Raw genomic sequence first — 22,744 nt, forward strand, 5'->3', positions numbered from 1 at the left:
AATATTTGTTATCCTCTAATTTTTTCGTTTGCGAGTATTAGTCCTCAAATTCCTCTTTCAGAATTCGGACTACCTCAGAAATGGTTTCCTCCTCAAGATCAGTTCTCTTAACCAGGTCTTTGATATCCTGCTCAAGAACACTTTTGGCGGTATCCAGACCAATTCTTCTGAATTCGTCTATAACCCACTGTTCTATCTCGTCAGAGAATTCCGTTAATTCAACATCCTCTTCTTCCATACCTTCACGCAACACATCGATCTCGTACCCGGTAAGTCTCCCGGCAAGTCGGATATTAAATCCGCCTTTCCCGATAGCTTTAGAAACCTCTTCAGGCTTCAGGGTTACCTCGGCATGCATGGTCTCGTCATTGAGCGATACAGAGGTCACGCGAGCGGGGCTTAACGCCCTGCTGATGAACAACTGAGGATTATTCGTATAATTTATTACATCGATATTCTCATTCCCCAGTTCACGAACGATCCCGTGAATTCTGGATCCTTTCATACCTACACAGGCGCCTACCGGATCAATGCGGTCGTCATAAGAGTCAACAGCCACCTTTGCCTTTTCTCCGGGAATACGCACCACTTTCTTCACAGTGATCAATCCGTCGAATACTTCAGGAATCTCCTGTTCAAAAAGTTTTTCAAGGAATTCAGGAGCTGTTCTCGACATGATGATCATCGGCTTATTACCTTTCAGCTCTACTCCTTCAATGATCCCTCTTACATTCTCTCCCTTTCTGAAAAAGTCAGAAGGTATCTGCTTCTCCTTAGGCAGGATGATCTCATTACCTTCATCATCTAGTAAAATTACAGCTTTATGACGAATATGATGTACTTCTGCAGTGTAGATCTCTCCGATCAGGTCTTTAAACTGCTTATATATGGTTGTATTATCGTGTTCGTGAATCTTAGAGATAAGATTCTGTCTCAAAGCTAAAATGGATCTGCGGCCAAGGTCGATCAGTTTCACCTCTTCAGACACATCCTCTCCCACCTCAAAATCAGGCTCGATCTTTCGGGCCTCGGTCAGGGAGATCTCCTGGTTGTCATCTTCCACTTCACCATCTGCAACAACCACCCGGTTTCTCCAGATCTCAAGGTCACCCTTGTCGGGATTGATAATAATGTCGAAGTTATCATCAGAACCGAATTTTTTCTTTAAAGCATTTCGGAAGACTTCTTCCAAAATAGCCATTAAGGTCACACGATCAATGAGTTTATCATCTTTAAACTCCGAAAATGAATCGATCAATGCCAGATTTTCCATGGTAATTGTCTAATTAAACGTTATCATCACTTTAGCTTCTACAATGTCTTCTAAAGCAACCTCTCTTTCTTTTTGAACGGTCACTTTTCCTTTCCCTACGGGTTTAGGCTCCCTGGCCTTCCACTTTAACAATATATGACTATTGTCGGCTTTTTCCAGTGTTCCTTCCAGAGTTTCTTCCTCCAGTTTCACCTTGAGCTTTCTCCCGATATTCTTCTGATATTGTCTTGCATGCACCAAAGGCTCGGTAGCACCCGGAGAACCCACCTCTAAAGAGAAGTCCTGTTCTTCCCGGTCCAGATTATGCTCTACTTTTCTACTTACTTCAATGCAATCGTTGAGTGAAACTCCCTTATCGCCGTCGATCACCACCATGATCTTATTATCCGGGGTTACTTTCAGGTCGATCAAAAAAAGATCCTTTCGCTCTTCAAATGCTTCTGCCAGCAGCTCTTCTACCCTATCTTTCAACATTTGTTGTTGGTATAAAAAGAGGGGACACCTGTCCCCTCTGAATTCAATATCATCTCGTTCAACGCTGCAAATATACAACTTTTTTTAAACCTTAAATAAGAGTCTAATCGTAATTTGCTCAAACAGCGGGAAATAAAAAAGCCTCTCGATTTGAGAAGCTTTATTTTGTTGGCCTACAAGGACTCGAACCTTGAACGACTGAACCAAAATCAGCTGTGTTACCAATTACACCATAGGCCATCACCAAATGCTTTTTTGAATGCGCTCATCCTCGAAAGCGGTTGCAAATTTAGTACAAACTTTGATATGCACAAACATTTTTAAAATTTATTTCAAACCGACTGCAATTTCTGTTGTTAAGGTTGATTAAAAGCCCTACCCTATCTTATATTTATTCTTAAATTCGCCACCAATAGAAAATAAGTTCATGACTGCACTACAGTTTAAAAAATGGGATACGATCCTTGGCTGGATCGTCTTCGCCATCGCCCTGACCGTTTACCACCTTACTGTTGAACCTACATCCAGCTTTTGGGACGCCGGAGAGTATATTGCCACCGCATCTAAATTACAGGTGGGTCACCCCCCGGGAGCACCCTTGTTCCAAATGATCGGGGCCTTTTTCGGAAATTTCGCTTCCGGCCCTGAGAACATAGCCGTAACCGTAAACCATATGTCGGTTTTCTCCAGTGCCTTCACCATTTTATTCATGTTCTGGACCATCACCAACATTACCCTTAAACTGGCCAGGATGCAAGGGGAGATGAACACTCCTAAATATATAGCCGTATTAGGAAGCGGCCTTACCGGCGCACTGACCTTCACCTTTACTGACAGTTTTTGGTTTAATGCTGTAGAAGCAGAAGTATATGCGATGGCTACCTTTTTAATGGCCTTAATGTTTTATCTCGGCTTAAAATGGTCTGATGAAATGCATACCCCCAGAGCCAACAGATGGCTCATCCTGATCGCACTGGTTACCGGGCTTTCCTTTGGGGTTCACTTTATGGCCCTACTTACCATTCCGGCCATAGGAATGATCTATTACTTCAGAAATTACGAGAATCCCACCACCAAGGGCTTTATACTTGCCAACCTGATATCGATCACCGTGCTGCTGTTTATTTTTAAACTATTACTGCCTAATGTGATGCGATTTTTCGGGTACCTCGAAGTTTTCTTCGTAAACAGTATCGGCCTTCCGTTTAACTCCGGAACCATCATCGCTGCACTGATCGTTGTGGCAGGCTTTTGGTACGGACTTAAATATACACGCACCAAGCAGTTCCCTATTGCCAACAGTATCGTACTGAGCACCCTTTTTATATTGATCGGATTCTCCACCTGGTTGATGATCCCTATCCGTGCCAATGCGGGAACAGTTATCAACGAGAACAGCCCAACCGATGCTCGTCAGTTACTGGCCTATTACAATATGGAACAGTACCCGGAGACTCACCTTTTCAACGGCCCCATGTTTACCGACGCATGGGCCGGACAAGACCCGGTTGACCCTTATCAAGATGACAAACCCAAATACGAACGTGATTACGAACAAGGCAAATACGTGATCGTAAACGATTATAAAGATGCCGAACCCAATCCTCACGGCGACCATGTTGGTCTGCTGCCAAGAATGTGGAGCACCGATCACGCTGCTAATTATATGAACATTGCAGGGCCGGTTGAGATAAGCCTGAAGAGAGAGTACCGTTCAGAGCCCAGACTGGCCAACACCGTAGCCCAGATGAATACCGAACTGGCAACCGGTGCTATCGACACGGAAGACTATGTGCGCTTCATCGAACAGTTCTCTGATTATATCATCGTTGAAAAACCCACCTTCGGACAAAACCTGTATTACCTTTTCAACTACCAGATGGGGTATATGTACTGGAGATACTTTTTCTGGAATTTTGTGGGACGACAGGACGATATACAAGGTAGACTGGACGATCATGGAAACTGGCTGAGTGGTATCAAATTTGTTGATGAATGGCGTCTTGGCTCACAAGACAACCTGCCATCTGACGTGCTGAACAATAAAGGAAGAAATACCTATTACTTCCTCCCGATGATATTAGGACTTATAGGCTTCCTTTTCCTTCTTAAGACCAGCAAACAAAAGTTCTGGGTTCTCTTCGTGCTATTCATGTTTACAGGACTTGCATTGAAGGTGTACCTGAACGAACGACCCTTTGAACCAAGGGAACGGGATTACGCCCTGGTAGGATCATTCTATGTATTCTCTATATGGATAGGGATGGGGGTTTATGCCCTTTTTGAAGAATTCAAGAAATACCTGACCCCTAAAATCCTCGCTCCTACCATCACCGCTGCCTGTCTTTTGGCAGTACCCACCCTGATGGCCACAGAAAACTGGGATGATCACGACCGATCTGACCGCTACACCGCACAGTCGATCGCCAAATCCTACCTGGAATCCATACAGGAAAATGCCGGCGCCATGCTGTTCACCATTGGAGACAACGACACCTTCTCGCTCTGGTATGCCCAGGAAGTAGAGGGGTATCGTACCGATGTAAGAACCATCAATACCAGTCTTTTTGCTACCGACTGGTATATCGATCAGATGAAAAGGGCCGCTTATCAAAGTCCGCCCATACCATCACAGCTCACCCACGACAAATACGCCTACGGCGTACGCGAAGCTATTTATTATCAGGACCTGACCGACGAGCGATGGGACATTAAACGCTTCATGAAGTGGATCGAAAATGACAAGAATACCATGGAACAGGTCATGAGAAGCAGAGGCCTGGATCCTGCCCAGTATCCGGACAGCTACCGTAAACTTCTCATCTACCCTACTAACAAGATCAGGGTACCCGTCAATAAAGAAAATGTAATTAAGAGCGGCCTGGTAAAACCGGAAGACGAACACCTGATCGTTGATCATATCGATATAGATATTCCGGGACAAGTACTTACCAAAAACCGTATCCTGATGCTCGACATCCTCGCCAATAATGATTGGGAGCGTCCTATTTATTTTACCGGAGGAAGTTTTAGTCCGGCAGAATATATGTGGATGAAAGACTATCTTCAGTTAGATGGACTGGTGTACAAACTGGTGCCCATCAAAACACCTATTGATCCTAAAAACCCTTATGAAATGGGAAGGATCGATGAAGATCTTATGTATGATATTGTTATGGACTGGAAGTGGGGTAACTCAGGATCAACCGATATCTATCACGATCCGGAGACGAGGAAGAACAGTATCTCTTTCAGAGGAAACCTGGCCAGGCTTACCGAAAAGCTTCTCAACGAAGGCAAGACGGATAAAGCCCTTGAAGTGATCGACCTGGCTATGGAGAAAATGCCATTTGGCTACTTTGGCTATTACGTATTTCTCGAGCCATTCGTTGACGGCTACTACAAGGTAGGTGAGACCGATAAGGCCCGTGAGCTCTTCGAACAGGTTGCTGAGAAATACCAGGAATACCTGGAATACTACGGTAACATGAGCGATGATGAGCAACTGAACTACACCCAGGAGATCATCAATAACATGGAACGTTACCGAGGCCTCCTTGACATCGTGGTTCGAAATGACGTAGAGGAATACGGTCTTGACCAGGCTAAAAAATTTAATGATTACCTGCCCATGTTCGCTATTTATCGCGAAGCGCAGCAACAAGGAGCCCGGGAACAAAAAAACGTTCCTGAAGGCCAGCCTGTAGAAGCTAAAATCGAAGCAGATTCAGCTCCGACACCGGCAGACAGTACAATGAACAATTAACACACAGAAGGCCGGTAAAAATACCGGCCTTCTTTTTTCATTATGAAACCCTATCTGTTTAAAACCCCAGGAATTGTAAAGTGGTTCGCTCCACAATTGTTGTGGCGGGGTGACACAGACAGCAACAAGGTATACCTTACCTTCGATGACGGTCCTACCCCCGAAATAACCACCTATGTGTTGAACGTCCTGGAGCAATACCGGGCCAGGGCCACTTTTTTCTGTATTGGGAAGAATATAGAAATGCATCCGGATATTTTTAAAGAGGTGCTGCAAAGAGGCCACTCTATTGGCAACCACACCTATGATCACCTCAACGCAAGTGAACACAAAGCAGCCACCTACCTTAACAGTATTCAAAAAACCACCGCTATCATCAGGCAATTTGAAGAGGCTTCCGGTTTTTTTGAAAACCCTTTGTTCAGACCACCCTACGGCCGCATAAACCGGAGAATCAGTAAAGCTGTCAGAACGGAAAACTACAGGATCGTCATGTGGAGCTTGCTGAGCGCTGATTTTGACCGGAAACTCGACCGGGAGCTCAGCATAAGAAAACTAAAGAAACATACAAGACCGGGAAGCATTGTCGTGTTTCACGACAGTGTGAAGGCATTTGAGAACCTGAAAAATATCCTGCCCGAATACCTGGACTATTTAAAAAAAGAAGGAATGGAAATGTGTAGTCTGTAAAAGCTATATGTACTCCTGGAGAAGGCCGATCAGGGTATTGGCATCCTGCTCGCCACTCTGACGCCATACCATCTCGCCGTTTTTATAGATCATAAGGGTTGGCAGCCCTTTAACACGCAAGGCTTCAGATAATTCGCGGTTCTTTTCCACGTCGATCTTAATGACCTTCGCCTTGTCTCCCATGGCGGCAGCCACATCGCGCAACACCGGATGCATATTTACCGATTGATCATTCCATTCGGTATAGAAATCGAGAAGCACCGGAACTTTGACATCAATTAATTCGCCAAATTTTGACATACGCTATTGAAATTTAACCACTTGATAGATCAAATGTAATAAAAAAACTAATAAACATAGGGAAAGTACTGTATTATACAGTTTCTCGCTTTTTACGCAGCTCAATAACGCTGATTTCCGGCCATATACCCACCCTGCCCGGATATCCTATATATCCGAAGCCGCGGTTGACATTGATATATTGCCCCAGCTCTTTATAGATACCGGCCCAATACTTATAGCGATATTTAACCGGACTCCACTTTATCCATCCGGGTATCTCCACCCCGAATTGCATTCCATGGGTATGCCCGCTAAGGGTAAGATGCACATGCCATGGATGATTGATCACCTGACTCTCCCAATGAGACGGATCATGACTCATCAAGACCTTGAAATCATCTGCCGCCACCCCGCTCAGGGCATGATCGAGATCACCGGCTTTTTTAAATCCGCCGGCACCCCAGTTTTCCACCCCCACCAGGGCGATCTTTTGACCGTCTCTTTCCAGGTACCTGCTTTCATTGAGTAAGAGATCAAAACCCATTTCGCGCTGTATACGCTTTAAATCTTCAAGATTTGCAGCCTTATCATCTTCCGTATCCCATTCGGCATAATCGCCATAATCGTGATTACCCAATACAGAAAACACCCCGTCTTTGGCCTGAAGCGCTGAAAACACCTCCTTCCAGGGGTGCATTTCTGAAGCCACATTATTGACCATATCCCCGGTAAAAAGGATCACATCGCTCTGCTGCTCATTAACCAAATTCACTGCGTACTTCACCTTTGCTGCATCATCAAAACTACCACTGTGAATATCAGAGATCTGGGTGATACGGTACCCGTTAAAGGCTTCCGGAAGGTCGTCAAACTCCAGCACGTATCGCAACACCCTGTAGTTATACTTTCCTTTATACATACCGTACAGCAAGGAGGCAAAAGGAATGGAGGCCAAAACCAAAGCAACCTGGCTGACAAACTTTCTCCTTTCGGGAAAGTGCATCCCTGTGCCCGACCCCGCATTAACGATCTTTTTAAGGACCCATCCAAAGAAACGGATAACATCTTCAATAAGCATGACCGAACCTGAAACAAAACCAAGGGTCATAAAAGCCAGAAAAACACCCACAGACAAACTCATGGCAGAAGACATTCCCTGGGAACGCTCATAGCCGGTAAACTGAAAATATATATTTCCGAGGACCAAAAGAAAGATCAAAATATAAGCTCCCTGTAACCAGGGATTCTTGATCAGGGTGCGAAAGGCCTGAAAGCCATAAAAAGCTCCAATGAGGTAAACAATTCCAAGGAAGATGAAAAATCGAGACATATACTTAACAACTACTTATGTTAACACAAAAATATCTCTATAACACATGCCATATCAAAGTTTTAATAATCTTTAACGAAATTCTTCTACAGCACCTCCTTCCATCCTTAATAAACACATGGAAAACTAATGGCTCACCCAGACTTTAAGCTCACAGATCCTGTTCCAATTTAATACCGGGAAATAGCCGAAATTCGATGAAAACTTCCTTATTTTTACCCGAAATAATCATCAAATTACCATTATGTCAGAACAGAAACGTCTCTTTCTTTTAGATGCCTACGCTTTGATTTTCAGAGGATACTACGCTTTCATTAAAAACCCGAGAATCAACTCTAAGGGGATGGACACCTCTGCCGTAATGGGATTTATGAACTCACTCTTAGACGTGATCAAACGGGAGCACCCGGATCATCTTGCAGTAGCCTTTGACAAAGAGGGCAGTAAAGACCGCCTAGAGATGTTTGAAGAATACAAGGCCAATCGTGACGAAACACCCGAAGCTATTCGCATTGCGGTTCCCATTATCCAGGATATCTTAAAAGCCATGCACATACCGGTTATTGTTAAGCCCGGATATGAAGCTGATGATATTATCGGAACCCTGGCAAAACAGGCAGAACAGGCGGGTTATAAAACTTATATGGTGACCCCGGATAAGGATTTTGCACAATTGGTGAGCGAAAATATCTTTATGTACCGCCCCTCCAGAATGGGTAATGGCATTGAGATCTGGGGCATTCCGGAAGTACAGCAAAAATTTGAAGTAGAAAGACCGGAACAGGTGATCGACTATCTGGGGATGATGGGTGATGCAGTAGATAACATCCCCGGGCTTCCCGGAGTGGGCGATAAAACAGCCAAAAAATTCATCAAAGAATTCGGGAGTCTCGAAGGGCTTCTGGAGAACGCCGAATCTCTGAAGGGCAAAATGAAAGAAAAGGTGATCGCCAATGCCGACCTGGGCAAGCTCTCTAAAAAACTGGCCACCATCATGACCGATGTACCTGTAACTTTTCATGAAGAAGATTTTGAATTAAATACACCCGATTTCCCAAAGGTGAGAGAGATCTTCCAGGAGCTCGAATTCAGAAGAATGGAAGAGAACCTGCTTAAAACCTTTAATGCAGAACCTGCGGAGGCCTCTCAAAATAAGGAAGAGGCAGGAGTTAACAGCAGTCTTGATGTGCAGTATGACCTCTTTGGCAGCAATGCCGATACCGCCTCTGCCACAACCGCAACTACGGGTTTTAAGACCATTGAAGAGGTACCTCACTTTTACCAATTGGTGAATACCGATAAGAGCAGGTCGCTATTGCTTCAAAATCTCTTGAAACAAAAGAGCGTATGTTTTGATACGGAAACCACCAGCCTCAAATCACTGGAAGCAGAAGTGGTAGGTTGTGCGTTTTCATGGGAACCCGGTAAGGGGTACTACCTGCCCTTTCCGGAAGACCAGGAAGAAACCAAAAAATTACTGGAAGAATTCAGAAGCTTTTTTGAAAATGAGGACATCGAAAAGATCGGTCAAAACCTGAAATACGATATTAAAGTACTCTCGAGATACGACATCAAAGTAAAGGGCCCCATATTTGACACCATGATCGCCCACTACCTGATCAACCCTGATATGAGACATAATATGGATGTACTTTCAGAAACCTATCTGAATTACAGCCCGGTGTCTATTGAGACCCTGATCGGAAAAAAAGGTAAAAACCAACGATCGATGCGAACGGTTCCGCTGGAAGAGCAAACCTCTTATGCAGTAGAAGACGCCGACATTACCCTGCAGCTGAAACATCTCTTTGAAAAAGAACTGCCCAACAGAAACGCAGCAGACCTGTTTAAAAATATTGAAGCCCCCCTGGTCAAGGTATTGGCCGAGATGGAGATCGAAGGCATCAACCTGAACAGCGATTATCTTAAAGAACTTTCAAAAGCGATGACCGTTGAGATCGATCAGCTGGAGAAGTCTATTTTTGAACAGGCCGGAGAAAGCTTTAACCTGTCCTCTCCGAAACAGCTTGGGCCCATTCTGTTTGACAAACTCAAATTGGTTGACAAACCCAAAAAAACTAAAACAGGACAATATTCAACTGCCGAAGACGTATTATCAGGTCTCGCCGGAGACCATCAGATCGTTGCGGATATCCTGGAATGGCGACAACTTAAGAAGCTTCAAAGCACCTACGTTGACTCCCTTCCACAGGAAGTCAACCCTAATACCGGAAGAATCCATACGATCTATTCTCAGGCAGTAGCCGCCACCGGAAGACTCAGTTCGAACAACCCGAACCTGCAAAACATACCCATCAGAACCGAAAGAGGAAGACAGGTTCGAAAAGCCTTTATTCCGCGTGATGAGAATCACATTCTGCTGGCAGCCGATTACTCTCAGATCGAGTTGCGTATTATTGCTGCCCTGAGCGAAGAGGAGACCATGATACAGGCATTTAAGGACGGACAGGATATTCACGCCTCTACCGCCGCCAGAGTATTTAATGTACCCCTGGAAGAAGTTACCCGCGAACAAAGAAGCAACGCCAAAACAGTGAACTTTGGTATTATATATGGTGTATCGGCTTTCGGACTATCCAATCAAACGAGCCTGAACAGGACAGAGGCTAAAGAATTGATAGACACTTATTACAGCACCTACCCCAAGTTAAAGGAATACATCTCTAAACAGATACAATTCGCAAGAGAACACGGGTATGTGGAGACCATTCTTGGAAGACGTCGCTACCTTAAAGATATTAACTCCCGCAACCAGGTGGTAAAAGGCGCCGCAGAGCGCAATGCGGTAAACGCCCCAATACAGGGTAGTGCCGCCGATGTGATCAAGATCGCCATGTTACGCATTCAGGAGAAGCTAAAGGAAGGTAACTACAAAACAAGAATGCTGCTGCAGGTTCACGATGAACTGGTGTTTGACGCCCATAAAGAAGAGTTGGAAGCCGTGAGCAAAATGATCAAACACGAAATGGAACACGCCTACGAATTAGCAGTGCCCCTTGATGTAGAGCTGGGTACCGGAGAGAATTGGTTGGAAGCTCATTAACTCATTGCAAAGTCAATGAGAAATGACCAAAGATTCAAATTCCAAACCTACAGGTATGTTGTAGCGCCCATTTCCGAAATAGCTCATAAGCCCGTATTTGGCCTATTGGAATATACAGCTATGATAACTTTATTATTATGCGGGATAAAATACGTCGCAACTCCCTCGCTTCTTTTAAAAGGAGAAATATGTTATCGCGATGAGAAGGATTCGTATCTGAAAGTAATTTTAACCAAAGCTCAGACTCTTTCACTTCTTTTCTGGAAATTTTCATCCGGAATAATTTATCCCGGGCTCCCAAAGAATCATTGGCTTCAATATAATTAGCAGCAACAGAGCCTGACGACCTGATCAATTGCTTTCCGTCCTCAATATTACAAACGAGTGAAGGCAACTCAGAATTTAAAGTTCTGCAATTTTTAGCAAATTGATAGGTGCGCTCCTCTAGTGAGTATGGCTTTTGTTCTTTTCCCATTTTATCAAACATCTTTCAAATATAGTAAATTTTCTATATATGGTTGATTATGATCTCACCAATTGAGAACCTGGAATTCAGAACTAGGGTTTTGAATTTTGGAATTTGAGATTTGGAATTTGGATTTCGCCCCGACAATCCACTAAGAAAACCCCTCTGTAACAGCTATAAAGAGGCGTTAAGTCATGAAACCAGTCCACATTTCGTATTCCTTTCAAATATAAGCAAGTACACGTTTGCAATTATAAGAATAATATGTACATTTGCACCCCTGTAAATCCGATCAATACTGAATCGGGCAGGAATGGAATGTTTAATTTTAAATAAGTTAGTGTGGATACATTAAGCTACAAAACCGTATCAGCGAACAAGGCAACTGTAAACAAGCAGTGGGTTCTTGTTGACGCTGAAGGACAGACGCTGGGACGTCTTTCTTCTAAGGTAGCCAAGCTGCTAAGAGGTAAGTACAAGCCCAATTACACCCCGCACGTTGATTGTGGAGATAATGTGATCATTATCAATGCCGAGAAGATCAACCTGACCGGGAAAAAATGGCAAGCGAAAGAATACGTTCGCTACACTGGTTACCCAGGAGGTCAACGCGTACAAACTGCAACCGAGATCTTTGAGAAAGATCCTGCACGTTTGATCGAGAAATCAGTAAAAGGAATGCTTCCTAAGAACAAGCTGGGAGCTGATCTTTTCAGAAACCTTAAAGTGTATGCAGGAGCCGAGCACGATCAGGAAGCTCAAAAACCTGCTACAATTAATTTAAACGATCTTAAATAATGGAAGTAATTCACAAAATCGGCAGAAGAAAAACTGCTGTTGCTCGTGTGTATGTTTCTGAAGGGAAAGGAAACATCACCATCAACAAAAAAGACCTGGAAAACTACTTCAAAACTCCTACCCTTCAGTACAAAGTGAAGCAGCCGCTTACTTTAACTGAGAACAACGAGGCTTTTGATATCAAGGTAAATGTATACGGTGGTGGTATCACCGGACAAGCTGAGGCTGTACGTTTGGCTATCTCAAGAGCACTGTGTGAAGTAGACGCAGAGAACAGAGGTGTTCTGAAGCCTGAAGGACTGCTTACCAGAGACCCACGCATGGTTGAGCGTAAGAAATTCGGTCAGAAGAAAGCCCGTAAGAAATTCCAGTTCTCTAAGCGTTAATATTATTCAGGAGAACGGTATCGTTCATACACTATTGAAAATAACAATGTCGTTGAACCGCTACGGCGGAGACTGGTTTAGCATCCAAATGCAGGAGGCACAACCCTTCTGAAGAAGGTGACCACTTTTGCATTGCTAAATAAACAACGGAACGTAAACTATTAAGAAAATGGCAAACAATATAGAAGTAAAAGACCTACTAGAGGCAGGTGTACATTTCGGACACCTTACCAGAAAGTGGAATCCAAACATGGCTCCTTATATCTACATGGAGCGTAATGGAATTCACGTGATCAATCTTTACAAGACTGCAGCTAAGATCGAAGAGGCTAACGAAGCCCTTAAAAAGATCGCTGCTTCAGGAAGAAAGATCCTTTTCGTAGCTACCAAAAAACAGGCTAAAGACATCGTTGCTGATAAAGCAGGTGCTGTAAACATGCCTTATATTACTGAAAGATGGCCGGGTGGTATGCTTACCAACTTCGTTACCATCCGTAAAGCGGTAAAGAAAATGGCTGCGATTGACAGAATGAAGAAAGACGGTACTTTTGATACCCTTTCTAAAAAAGAGAAACTACAAATTGATCGTTTAAGAGCTAAACTGGAAAAGAACCTTGGTTCTATCTCAGACATGACTCGTCTTCCAGGTGCCCTGTTCATCGTAGACACTATGCGTGAGCACATCGCGGTTAAAGAAGCACAAAAATTAAACATTCCAATTTTCGCTATGGTCGACACCAACTCTGACCCAAGAGAGGTTGACTACGTGATCCCTTCTAATGACGATGCTTCAAAATCGATCGAAAAAGTGCTTTCTCACGTAACTGCTGCAGTAGCTGAAGGTCTTTCTGAAAGAAAGTCCGATAAGGATGCAGAGAAAGCTGCAAAAGAAAGTGAAGGTAAGGCAGAAGCTCCCGCAAAGGAAGCTGAGGCTGCAACCTCTGAAGACAACGAATAAATAATATTTCCTAAGGTCGTTGACCGGTCACAACACAAGCCGGTCAACGATTTTTAAATCATAAAACTTTAAGAGAAATGGCAAAAATCACAGCCGCTGAAGTAAATAAGCTTAGAAAATCTACCGGTGCCGGTATGATGGATTGTAAAAAAGCATTGGTTGAAGCCGAGGGAGATTTCGAAAAAGCTGTAGAGATCCTGCGTAAGAAGGGTCAGAAAGTTGCAGCTAAAAGAGCCGACAGGGAATCTTCTGAAGGTGCTGTTATCGCTAAGGTAAATGACGACAAGAACACCGGTGTTATCGTATCGCTGAACTGCGAGACTGATTTCGTTGCCAAGAACGATACCTTCGTTCAACTGGCTAATGATCTTGCTACTCTTGCTTTGAACTACGATTCTAAAGATGCTTTCCTTGCAGCCGACTTTAACGGAATGACTGTATCTGAGAAGCTTATCGAGCAAACCGGAGTTATCGGAGAGAAGATCGAGATCGGAGATTACCGTACCCTCAATGCTCCTTTTGTAGGTTCTTACATCCACGCCGGAAACAAGATCGCTACCCTGGTAGGACTTTCTGCCAGTGTAGATGGTGCCGAAACTGCTGCTAAAGACGTAGCTATGCAGGCAGCCGCTATGAATCCTGTTGCCCTTAACGAAGAAGGTGTAGATCAGTCAGTGATCGACAAAGAGATCGAGATCGCTAAAGATCAGCTGAGAGCAGAAGGAAAACCTGAGGCTATGCTTGACAATATCGCTAAAGGAAAACTGAAGCGTTTCTTTAAAGACAATACTCTTGTGAACCAGGATTTTATTAAAGACAACAAGCAGAGTGTTGCCGATTACGTAAAATCAGTGAACGGAGACCTGACCATTACTGCTTTCGAAAGAGTAGCACTTGGTTAATCCGTCAGGAACATATTTACAGAAAAGCCCCTTTTATCGAGGGGCTTTTTTATACGACTAATCCGGCAATTTGCACTCAATTATTTTGCTTACTTTTGCTGCGATCAAAATTATTATATCCCCATTATAACAAGCTATTCATGCATTACAAGAGAATTCTTTTAAAACTAAGTGGAGAGGCGCTTATGGGTACGCGCCAATATGGAATTGACCCTGTCAGGTTAAAGGAATATGCCGAGGAGATCAAATCGATCACCGACAAGGGTGTTCAGGTAGCCATTGTAATTGGGGGCGGTAATATTTTCAGAGGCCTTGCAGGAGCCAGCAATGGCATGGATCGCGTACAAGGCGATCATATGGGCATGCTGGCCACCGTGATCAACGGACTGGCCCTGCAAAGTGCTTTAGAGGATGAAGGTATCGAAACCCGCCTGCAATCGGCCATTAAGATCAATGAAGTGGCAGAGCCTTTTATAAGAAGACGCGCCGTACGTCACCTTGAAAAAGGTCGCGTGGTTATCTTCGGCGGAGGTACCGGGAACCCCTATTTTACGACCGATTCTGCTGCTGTACTCAGAGCTATTGAGATCGATGCAGATGTTATTTTGAAAGGTACACGGGTTGATGGTATTTACACCGCAGATCCGGAGAAAAATAAAGACGCTACAAAATTTGATTTTATCTCCTTCGAAGACGTTTTGAAAAAAGGTCTGAAGGTCATGGACACCACGGCTTTCACCCTTAGCCAGGAAAATGAATTACCGATCATTGTATTTGATATGAACAAATCGGGGAACCTGAGAAAGGTGGTCGCAGGAGAAAAAGTTGGAACTAAAGTAAATCTTTAACTAAATTAACGTATCAAAAAGCCTAAGCGATCTAAATCATAAATCATTATGAACGAAGAAATTAAATTCATCCTTGACAGTGCCCGCGAATCAATGAATGCTGCCTTGGCACATCTTGAAAAAGAACTTGTAAACATTCGGGCAGGTAAAGCCAGCCCTTCTATGGTAGGCAGTGTTATGGTCGATTATTACGGGTCTCAGACACCTTTGTCGCAGGTTGCTAATGTGAATACTCCTGACGCACGTACCATTTCTATCCAACCGTGGGAAAAGTCAATGCTACAGGAGATCGAACGCGGTATCATGCTCGCCAATATCGGTTTTAACCCTATGAACAATGGTGAAATGGTGATCATCAATGTGCCACCGCTCACCGAAGAGCGCCGTAAAGACCTCGTAAAACAAGCCAAAGGTGAAGCTGAAGATGCTAAGGTTTCTATCCGTAATGCAAGACAGGATGCTAATAAGGATATCAAAAACCTTGATGCTTCTGAAGATCTGAAATCGAATGCCGAGGTCGATGTACAGGAATTGACCGACAGCTACGTTAAAAAGGTCGATGTGATCCTGGCAAACAAAGAGAAGGAAATTATGACGGTTTAATGCTAACCGCATACTTTAAAAGCGATCCTCACGGATCGCTTTTTGTTATTCTTTAAACTACCTACTGCGCTAATCACCCCTGAAGAACGTGATCAAGTCAATCTCTTTTCTTTTCTGTATGCTCTTTATTTCTGTAGCCTTCAGCTACGGACAACAGACCGTAAGAGGAATCGTGACCGACATGAACACCGGGAAACACCTTCCCTTTGCCTCCGTCAATCATGAGAACGCCCACCTGGGAGTAACCGATATGACAGGAAACTTCACCCTGCAGATCCCTGAAAATGCAACCCGATTTACCGTCACTTACCCGGGATATTTACCTAAAACAGTTTCCGTAGCTCAGGGAAAAATCCTTACTATTACTCTTCAGAAACACCCGAGCTCAAACATTGAATCTCAAATAAAGAGCAATATTGCCGCCGCAAATTCACTGATGGAAAAAGTTATCCGCAAAAAAAAGGATAACTACCCCGAAAACATTCTTGACAGCTATACATTCAGGTCTTACCAGAAATCTGTGATCACCGCCCATCCTGATTCTATTAACGACCGGATCGATTCCATCTTCAGGAAACAAAAAAATAATCTGGTATTGAGAAAGGTTGACAGCAGTAATTATTTCCTGAAACAACAATTACTGCGCACTCATTTATACCTGATAGAGACTTCTGTTAAAGTAGACTACAGCAGTAAAGAAGGAAGAAAAGAAACCATAGTAGCCAATCAAATGGCCGGCCTGGAGGAACCGCTATACCGGTTGTTGAAATTTCAACTGCAATCCTTCTCCATTTACAAAGAGAGTTACACCCTTTTAGGAACCACCTACAAGAGTCCCCTGGCAGGAAACGCGCTCAAGACTTATAACTACAGGGTTATTGACACCGTACTGAACGAAGGGAGGCCCGCATTTTTGGTTTATTTTTATCCGAAAAGAACCTCCAAAAAGGCCCAGCTTAAAGGAGCCTTATACATTGACACGGTTTCACTGGCACTGCAAAAAGGGCATATTCAACACAGGAACGGCCTTGACATCAGCGCCCGGCAGGACTACACCTATTTTGAAGAGGAAAACATTTGGTTCCCCACACAGGCTAAACTAAATATCAAAAAGGGAGACGGCGACAAGCCCGTTGATCTTTTTGACCGCATGATCATTGAAGTAAATGAGCCTTCATCAGACAGTAAACTCATTCATACCAACAATGATTTTCCCGATAAACAAATACGCTATACCGCCGAGCAATACAATACAGATATCGCCTTCAATATTCCGGTAACCATCGAAAAAAGAGCCAAGGATATCAGGGTTGCCCCAAATGCTTTTAGCCGGCAAGATCCCTTTTGGAACCTGCAAAGATCGGCACCTCTTACCCTTAGAGAATACCGCACCTATAACGAACTTGACAGCATTGCTATAGCACAGCGCATCAACGAGCGTTTTGCTTTTCTCAGCAAGCTCTTTACCGGATATCTTTCAACCAGGTATATTGATTTTGACCTGAAGTACCTCTTGAAATATAACAACTATGAGGCCTTCAGACTGGGTATGGGAGCCATTACCAATGATAATTTCTCCAAGCGCTTCAGGTTAAAAGCTTATGGGGTATACGGTACAAAAGACGCCGAATTTAAATACGGAGCTACCGGAAGTTATAAGCTTCTTCCTACCAATGAAACATGGATCGGGGTAGACTATAAGGACGACCTGGTTGAAACGGGAAGCGATAAATTCATAACCGATGGCAGAACCTTCTATGTTTTTGAACCGCGCCTGTTTAATATAACCTCCTTTCATCGCAATAAGGCGGTGAGCACTTATTTCCAGCATGAGATCAACCCCGCATTACGCATTCAACTGCAATGGTCGCATATAAAAACAGACCCCACCTACCCTTATACCTACCTGTATAACCAGCAGTCTTTTGACAACTACACCACCAATACGGGTACATTCTCATTGTATTGGGCTCCCAACAACACCTATCTGACCTTTAGAGACAGCAACAGCTTACTCAGTCCGGGATTTCCACAATTCAACCTGCAATTCACCCAGGGATTAAAGGGAGTTATGGGGAGCGACTTTGGTTTTACCAAAACACAGCTACGCATTCGTCATCGGATAAATACGTTCGGAGCCGGAGCCATTGACCTTAACATGACCGGTGGCCTCGCTTTCGGAGACCTCCCTATTACAGAACTGTATCACGCATCTCCCAATCAACCCAAGGCTCAGGCCTTGCTATCAAGGTTTTCTGTTGCCGGGCGCGATAGTTTTGAAACCATGTACTTTGACGAATTTTTTTCAGATCGTTACCTGAGTCTTCAGGCCAAATACCTGGCCCCGCCTTTTAAGATCTCTGATAAGATCACCCCACAGGTAAGCTTTATAACCCGTTTCGCCATCGGTGATATAAGAAACCCTGAAAACCACATAGGTATTCCCTTTCAATCACTCAAAGAAGGATATTATGAGAGCGGACTTGAATTCAACAACATATTCTCCGGATTCGGTCTCAGCACCATGTACCGTTACGGCCCCTATAACCTGCCACTGTTTACCGACAATATCTCATTGAAATTCACCTTCTATTTGTCTCTGGGAATTTAGGGTTAGTGGCTTTAGTTTGCTATTTTTGCTCCGAAATTTTTTCGGATGACTGACTGGATCAAAAGAACTTTCTGGCAATATGTAGCCCGACTTATTTTAAGAAACCGAATCTTCATTTTGCTATGCCTTGTGGCCGTTACGGTTCTAATGGCTATGCAATGGAAGCATATGCGCTTTACATACACAGAAGCCAACCTGCTTCCGGACGATCATCCTGTCAATCAAGCCTACAACGAATTTCTTGAAGTCTTTGGAGAAGAAGGTAACCTGATCGTGATCGCAGCCAAAGATTCCGCTTTGTTCACCCCGGAGAACTTCAACGCCTGGAACAAACTATCTAAACAACTGCAGGCAAAACCCGAGGTCTCTATGGTCGTTTCTACAGATAACCTGCAGAAACTTGTTAAGAACGTAGAAAAACAGCAATTCGAACTCCAGGACTTTAACTCTGCTGAAGTAAGCAGTGACAGGGAGGTAGACAGCTTAAAGAATGAACTCTTCAACCGTCTCCCCTTTTATGAGAGCTTACTATTCAACAAGGAGACGCAAACCATCAGAACAGCCGTATATCTTGACAAGGAGATCGTGAACACCAAGGTGCGTAAGCATTTTATATTTAACGACTTCATTCCTCTTATTGAAGATTTTGAAGAAAGTACCGGGATCGATCTCAGAGTTTCAGGAATGCCATACATTAGAACTCTGAACTCACAGAACATCATTGATGAGATAGGAACGTTCATTGCAGCAGCGCTTTTAGTTACCTCACTCATCTTCTTTTTCTTTTTCCGTTCATTCCGCGCCACTCTCATTTCCATGGTCGTGGTAATTACAGGGGTTATGTGGTCTTTTGGAACCCTGGGACTGTTAAAGTACGAGATCACTGTGCTTACTGCTCTCATTCCACCACTGATCATCGTGATCGGAATTCCGAATTGTATATTTCTCATCAACAAATATCAGCAGGAGTTTAACAAACACGGCAACCAGGCCAAATCATTACAACGGGTCATCTCCAAGGTAGGTAATGCCACCCTGATGACCAATATGACCACTGCGGCCGGATTTGCCACTTTTATCATTACCAACAGCAAACTGCTTACAGAATTCGGAATTGTGGCATCGCTGAATATTGTGTTCATCTTTATTCTTTCGCTGCTTATCATCCCGATCATCTACAGCTTCATGTCTATTCCAAAGACCAAACACCTGAAGCACCTGAATAAGCGATGGATCAACACCTTCGTGGGATGGATGGAAGACACTGTAAGAAACCACAGAATTGCTGTATTCATTGTTTCTCTTATTGCACTTATTGCCAGTATCATTGGTATCTATCAGATAAGGATTTCAGGATCTCTTATCGAAGACATGCCTAAGGGCGCTGCCTTTTTTGACGACATAAGATTCTTCGAAGAGGAGTTTGACGGGATCATGCCGGTAGAGATCATGATAGACACCAAACGAAAAAACGGGGTCATGAAACCTTCTACGCTTAAGCGTATGGATGACCTGGAAGAGCTGATCAGAGAGATCCCGGAACTATCAGCTCCCATTTCAGTGACCAACCTGGTCAAATACTCAAAACAAGCCTTCTACAACGGCAACCCCGACTATTATCAACTTCCAAACAGCCAGGAGAACACTTTTATTTTGTCGTATGCTAAAAAGTCTTCTTCGAATGCTAACATGCTGAGCAGTTTTGTAGACTCTACAGGACAGGTGGCCAGGATAACCACCTTCATGAAAGACATAGGCACGGATAAGATGGAAGGGATTCAGGAAGACCTTGATAAAAAGATTAAAAAGGCACTGCCTGAAGAACGATATGACGTTACGGTTACAGGAAAGGCCCTTGTGTTTATGAAGGGTACCAAGTACCTGGTTAACAACCTGATCATGTCTCTGTCGCTGGCTATTGTGCTCATTTCCCTGTTCATGGCATATATGTTCAGGTCGTTTAAAATGATCATCGTTTCTCTTGTTCCCAATATTTTGCCCCTGATCATTACCGCAGGGGTTATGGGTTACCTGGGAATACCGATAAAACCCTCCACCATTCTTGTATTCAGCATAGCCTTTGGTATTTCTGTTGATGATACCATTCACTTCCTGGCTAAGTACCGACAAGAACTGGCAGCCAATCACTGGCATATCAGAAAGTCGGTATATCGGGCCCTTCGGGAAACCGGGGTCAGTATGTTCTACACCTCCATTGTACTGTTCTTTGGCTTCTCTGTTTTCATGATCAGTAATTTTGGTGGTACCAAGGCCCTGGGAGGCTTGGTATCGATGACACTGTTGTTTGCCATGCTGGCTAACCTGATCCTGCTGCCATCACTTCTTCTCGCCCTGGAGCGTAACATTGCTAATAAGAAAGTACTTAAGAAGCCGTATATAGATGTATTGGCAGAAGATGAAGAGGAGGAGGAAACCACTGTGACTCCATAAAAAAAGCCTGCCGGACACCTAAGTGCCCAAACAGACTTTCGAGGTTCCCCCAAACCTACCTTGTATATATCGTATAAAAATATCCTGAAGGTCCGGATAACAGACCTTCAGGATATTTCATTTATCACATAGGTTTAGGATACATAAAACGATTCATTTGGTTAAATCGTAACGCAAAACAATCCAAATATATCAATTTATTCAGTTAAAACTTACAAAAATGTGAGTTATTATCGACTATAGCCTTCATTATATCGAAAATAATATGCAAATCCATATGCTCACAACGCTTGGAACTATGAGTAATTACCCTTAGGCAATTCTTATCAGATAAGGCCGGGGATCAAGGGAAATATTTTATCTTTGAGCCTTAAAATTTTCAAGAGGAAATGGCGACAAACACATACAGCATTAAAGAGCTTTTAAAGGGAACAGCCTTACTCCAGGAGGTAACGGCAAAGGGATGGATACGAACATTTCGCTCCAATCGTTTTATTGCACTGAACGATGGATCTACCATACACAATATTCAATGTGTGGTAGACTTTGAAAATACTCCCGAAAGCACCTTAAAAAGACTTACCACAGGTGCAGCTATCGCCGTAACAGGAACTTTAGTGGAAAGCCAGGGAAAAGGGCAGAAATTTGAGATCCAGGTTAAAGATCTGGAAGTTTTAGGTGATTCTGATCCGGAAACCTACCCTATACAACCTAAAAAACATTCTCTCGAATTTTTAAGAGAGAAGGCACACCTGAGAGTACGCACCAACACCTTCAGTGCGGTGATGCGTGTACGATCGGCCTTGTCATTTGCCATTCACCAGTATTTTCAGCAAAATGGATTCTATTATGTAAACACCCCGGTAATTACCGGTTCTGATGCTGAAGGTGCCGGAGAAATGTTTCGCGTAAGCACCCTGGATGCCAAGAATCCTCCGTTAACAGAGGAAGGATCTGTAAATTATAAAGAAGACTTTTTTGGTAAAGAAACCAACTTAACGGTTTCAGGCCAGCTGGAAGCAGAGACCTATGCCATGGGATTAGGAAAGGTTTATACTTTTGGTCCGACCTTCCGGGCAGAAAACTCCAACACATCCCGACACCTTGCTGAATTCTGGATGATAGAGCCTGAGGTAGCATTCATGGACCTGGACGGGAATATGGATCTCGCTGAAGATTTCATAAAATATGTTCTGGGCTACATTCTTGAACATTGTGCAGATGACCTTGAATTCCTGGAGAACAGACTGCTTCAGGAAGAAAAATCAAAGCCACAAAGCGAGCGCAGTGAAATGACACTCCGCGAGAAGATCAGATTCGTTCTCGATAATAATTTCAAGCGTGTGAGTTATACAGAGGCAATCGACATTCTTAAAAGCTCGAAACCTAATAAGAAGAAAAAATTCCAATATCTGATCGAGGAATGGGGTGCAGATCTTCAGAGTGAGCACGAGCGCTATTTGGTGGAAAAGCACTTTAAAGCTCCGGTGATCCTGTTTGATTATCCCGCCAAGATCAAGGCATTCTATATGCGTTTGAATGAAGACGGGAATACTGTTAGAGCCATGGATATTCTATTCCCGGGTATCGGTGAGATCGTTGGCGGATCTCAACGGGAAGAGCGCCTCGATGTACTCTTAGAGAAGGTGAAAGAAATGGGAATTGACGAAGAAGAGCTTTGGTGGTATCTCGACCTGCGTAAGTTTGGTACAGCGGTACACAGTGGTTTCGGACTTGGATTCGAGCGACTGGTATTGTTTGCCACGGGAATGACGAACATCAGAGACGTGATCCCTTTTCCAAGAACACCTCAGAATGCAGAATTCTAGGCCTGACCTTAAA

17 protein-coding genes and 1 tRNA gene are annotated in these 22,744 nt (G+C 43.7%); 12 read left to right on the forward strand and 6 right to left on the reverse strand.

The genetic code is table 11. The features are described 5' to 3' along the window. Positions 1-37: 37 nt before the first annotated feature. The 3 genes from nusA to E7Z59_RS01400 form a co-directional block, all read right to left on the reverse strand. Positions 38-1,273 (reverse strand): transcription termination factor NusA, encoded by a 1,236-nt coding sequence (gene nusA, locus E7Z59_RS01390; RefSeq protein ID WP_136334503.1) that lies wholly within the window; start codon positions 1,271-1,273, stop codon positions 38-40. 9 nt (positions 1,274-1,282) lie between these two features. Further along, positions 1,283-1,747, reverse strand: coding sequence for a ribosome assembly cofactor RimP (gene rimP, locus E7Z59_RS01395; protein ID WP_136334504.1), 465 nt, complete (start codon positions 1,745-1,747; stop codon positions 1,283-1,285). Positions 1,748-1,915: 168 nt separating this feature from the next. Next, positions 1,916-1,987 (reverse strand) — tRNA-Gln (locus tag E7Z59_RS01400). Positions 1,988-2,174: 187 nt separating this feature from the next. Between E7Z59_RS01400 and E7Z59_RS01405 the strand changes: the two genes are divergently transcribed. Together E7Z59_RS01405 and E7Z59_RS01410 are read left to right on the forward strand one after the other, a co-directional pair. Next, positions 2,175-5,513 carry a glycosyltransferase family 117 protein gene (locus tag E7Z59_RS01405; protein WP_136334505.1) on the forward strand — a complete coding sequence of 1,113 codons (3,339 nt, stop codon included), beginning with the start codon at positions 2,175-2,177 and terminating at the stop codon, positions 5,511-5,513. Between the two features lie 42 nt (positions 5,514-5,555). Continuing rightward, positions 5,556-6,203, forward strand: coding sequence for a polysaccharide deacetylase family protein (locus E7Z59_RS01410; protein ID WP_136334506.1), 648 nt, complete (start codon positions 5,556-5,558; stop codon positions 6,201-6,203). 3 nt (positions 6,204-6,206) lie between these two features. Here E7Z59_RS01410 and E7Z59_RS01415 read toward each other — a convergent pair whose 3' ends face one another. Both E7Z59_RS01415 and E7Z59_RS01420 read right to left on the reverse strand, forming a co-directional pair. Then, positions 6,207-6,503 carry a thioredoxin family protein gene (locus E7Z59_RS01415; protein WP_136334507.1) on the reverse strand — a complete coding sequence of 99 codons (297 nt, stop codon included), beginning with the start codon at positions 6,501-6,503 and terminating at the stop codon, positions 6,207-6,209. Between the two features lie 73 nt (positions 6,504-6,576). Then, on the reverse strand, positions 6,577-7,815 hold the full coding sequence (locus E7Z59_RS01420; RefSeq protein ID WP_136334508.1) for a metallophosphoesterase: 1,239 nt from the start codon (positions 7,813-7,815) through the stop codon (positions 6,577-6,579). Positions 7,816-8,059: 244 nt separating this feature from the next. On the opposite strand from E7Z59_RS01420, the gene polA reads away from it, so the two are divergent. After that, positions 8,060-10,879 (forward strand): DNA polymerase I, encoded by a 2,820-nt coding sequence (gene polA, locus E7Z59_RS01425; RefSeq protein ID WP_136334509.1) that lies wholly within the window; start codon positions 8,060-8,062, stop codon positions 10,877-10,879. A 118-nt stretch (positions 10,880-10,997) separates the two neighbouring features. On the opposite strand, the gene E7Z59_RS01430 is transcribed toward polA, so the two are convergent. Continuing rightward, complete coding sequence (locus tag E7Z59_RS01430) at positions 10,998-11,366, reverse strand: four helix bundle protein (RefSeq protein ID WP_242015630.1); 369 nt, start codon at positions 11,364-11,366, stop codon at positions 10,998-11,000. 321 nt (positions 11,367-11,687) lie between these two features. Between E7Z59_RS01430 and rplM the strand changes: the two genes are divergently transcribed. The 9 genes from rplM (at position 11,688) to asnS (ending at position 22,731) form a co-directional block, all read left to right on the forward strand. Then, positions 11,688-12,143, forward strand: a complete 456-nt coding sequence (gene rplM / locus E7Z59_RS01435) for a 50S ribosomal protein L13 (RefSeq protein WP_136334510.1) — start codon at positions 11,688-11,690, stop codon at positions 12,141-12,143. Then, complete coding sequence (rpsI, locus tag E7Z59_RS01440; RefSeq protein WP_136334511.1) at positions 12,143-12,529, forward strand: 30S ribosomal protein S9; 387 nt, start codon at positions 12,143-12,145, stop codon at positions 12,527-12,529. Before rplM ends, rpsI begins: the two co-directional genes overlap by 1 nt. A gap of 169 nt (positions 12,530-12,698) precedes the next feature. Further along, entirely contained in the window at positions 12,699-13,487 is a 789-nt protein-coding gene (rpsB, locus tag E7Z59_RS01445) for a 30S ribosomal protein S2 (protein ID WP_136334512.1), read from the forward strand. Between the two features lie 77 nt (positions 13,488-13,564). After that, positions 13,565-14,389, forward strand: a complete 825-nt coding sequence (tsf, locus tag E7Z59_RS01450) for a translation elongation factor Ts (protein ID WP_136334513.1) — start codon at positions 13,565-13,567, stop codon at positions 14,387-14,389. Positions 14,390-14,529: 140 nt separating this feature from the next. Further along, positions 14,530-15,237 carry a UMP kinase gene (gene pyrH / locus E7Z59_RS01455; RefSeq protein ID WP_136334514.1) on the forward strand — a complete coding sequence of 236 codons (708 nt, stop codon included), beginning with the start codon at positions 14,530-14,532 and terminating at the stop codon, positions 15,235-15,237. 48 nt (positions 15,238-15,285) lie between these two features. After that, complete coding sequence (gene frr / locus E7Z59_RS01460; RefSeq protein WP_136334515.1) at positions 15,286-15,840, forward strand: ribosome recycling factor; 555 nt, start codon at positions 15,286-15,288, stop codon at positions 15,838-15,840. A gap of 88 nt (positions 15,841-15,928) precedes the next feature. Beyond that, positions 15,929-18,451 carry a DUF5686 family protein gene (locus tag E7Z59_RS01465; protein ID WP_136334516.1) on the forward strand — a complete coding sequence of 841 codons (2,523 nt, stop codon included), beginning with the start codon at positions 15,929-15,931 and terminating at the stop codon, positions 18,449-18,451. A 45-nt stretch (positions 18,452-18,496) separates the two neighbouring features. Further along, complete coding sequence (locus E7Z59_RS01470) at positions 18,497-20,902, forward strand: efflux RND transporter permease subunit (RefSeq protein WP_136334517.1); 2,406 nt, start codon at positions 18,497-18,499, stop codon at positions 20,900-20,902. A gap of 389 nt (positions 20,903-21,291) precedes the next feature. Further along, positions 21,292-22,731 carry an asparagine--tRNA ligase gene (gene asnS, locus E7Z59_RS01475; protein WP_136334518.1) on the forward strand — a complete coding sequence of 480 codons (1,440 nt, stop codon included), beginning with the start codon at positions 21,292-21,294 and terminating at the stop codon, positions 22,729-22,731. Positions 22,732-22,744: the final 13 nt, after the last annotated feature.

Source organism: Robertkochia marina (assembly GCF_004799345.1).
Classification (GTDB): domain Bacteria; phylum Bacteroidota; class Bacteroidia; order Flavobacteriales; family Flavobacteriaceae; genus Robertkochia; species Robertkochia marina.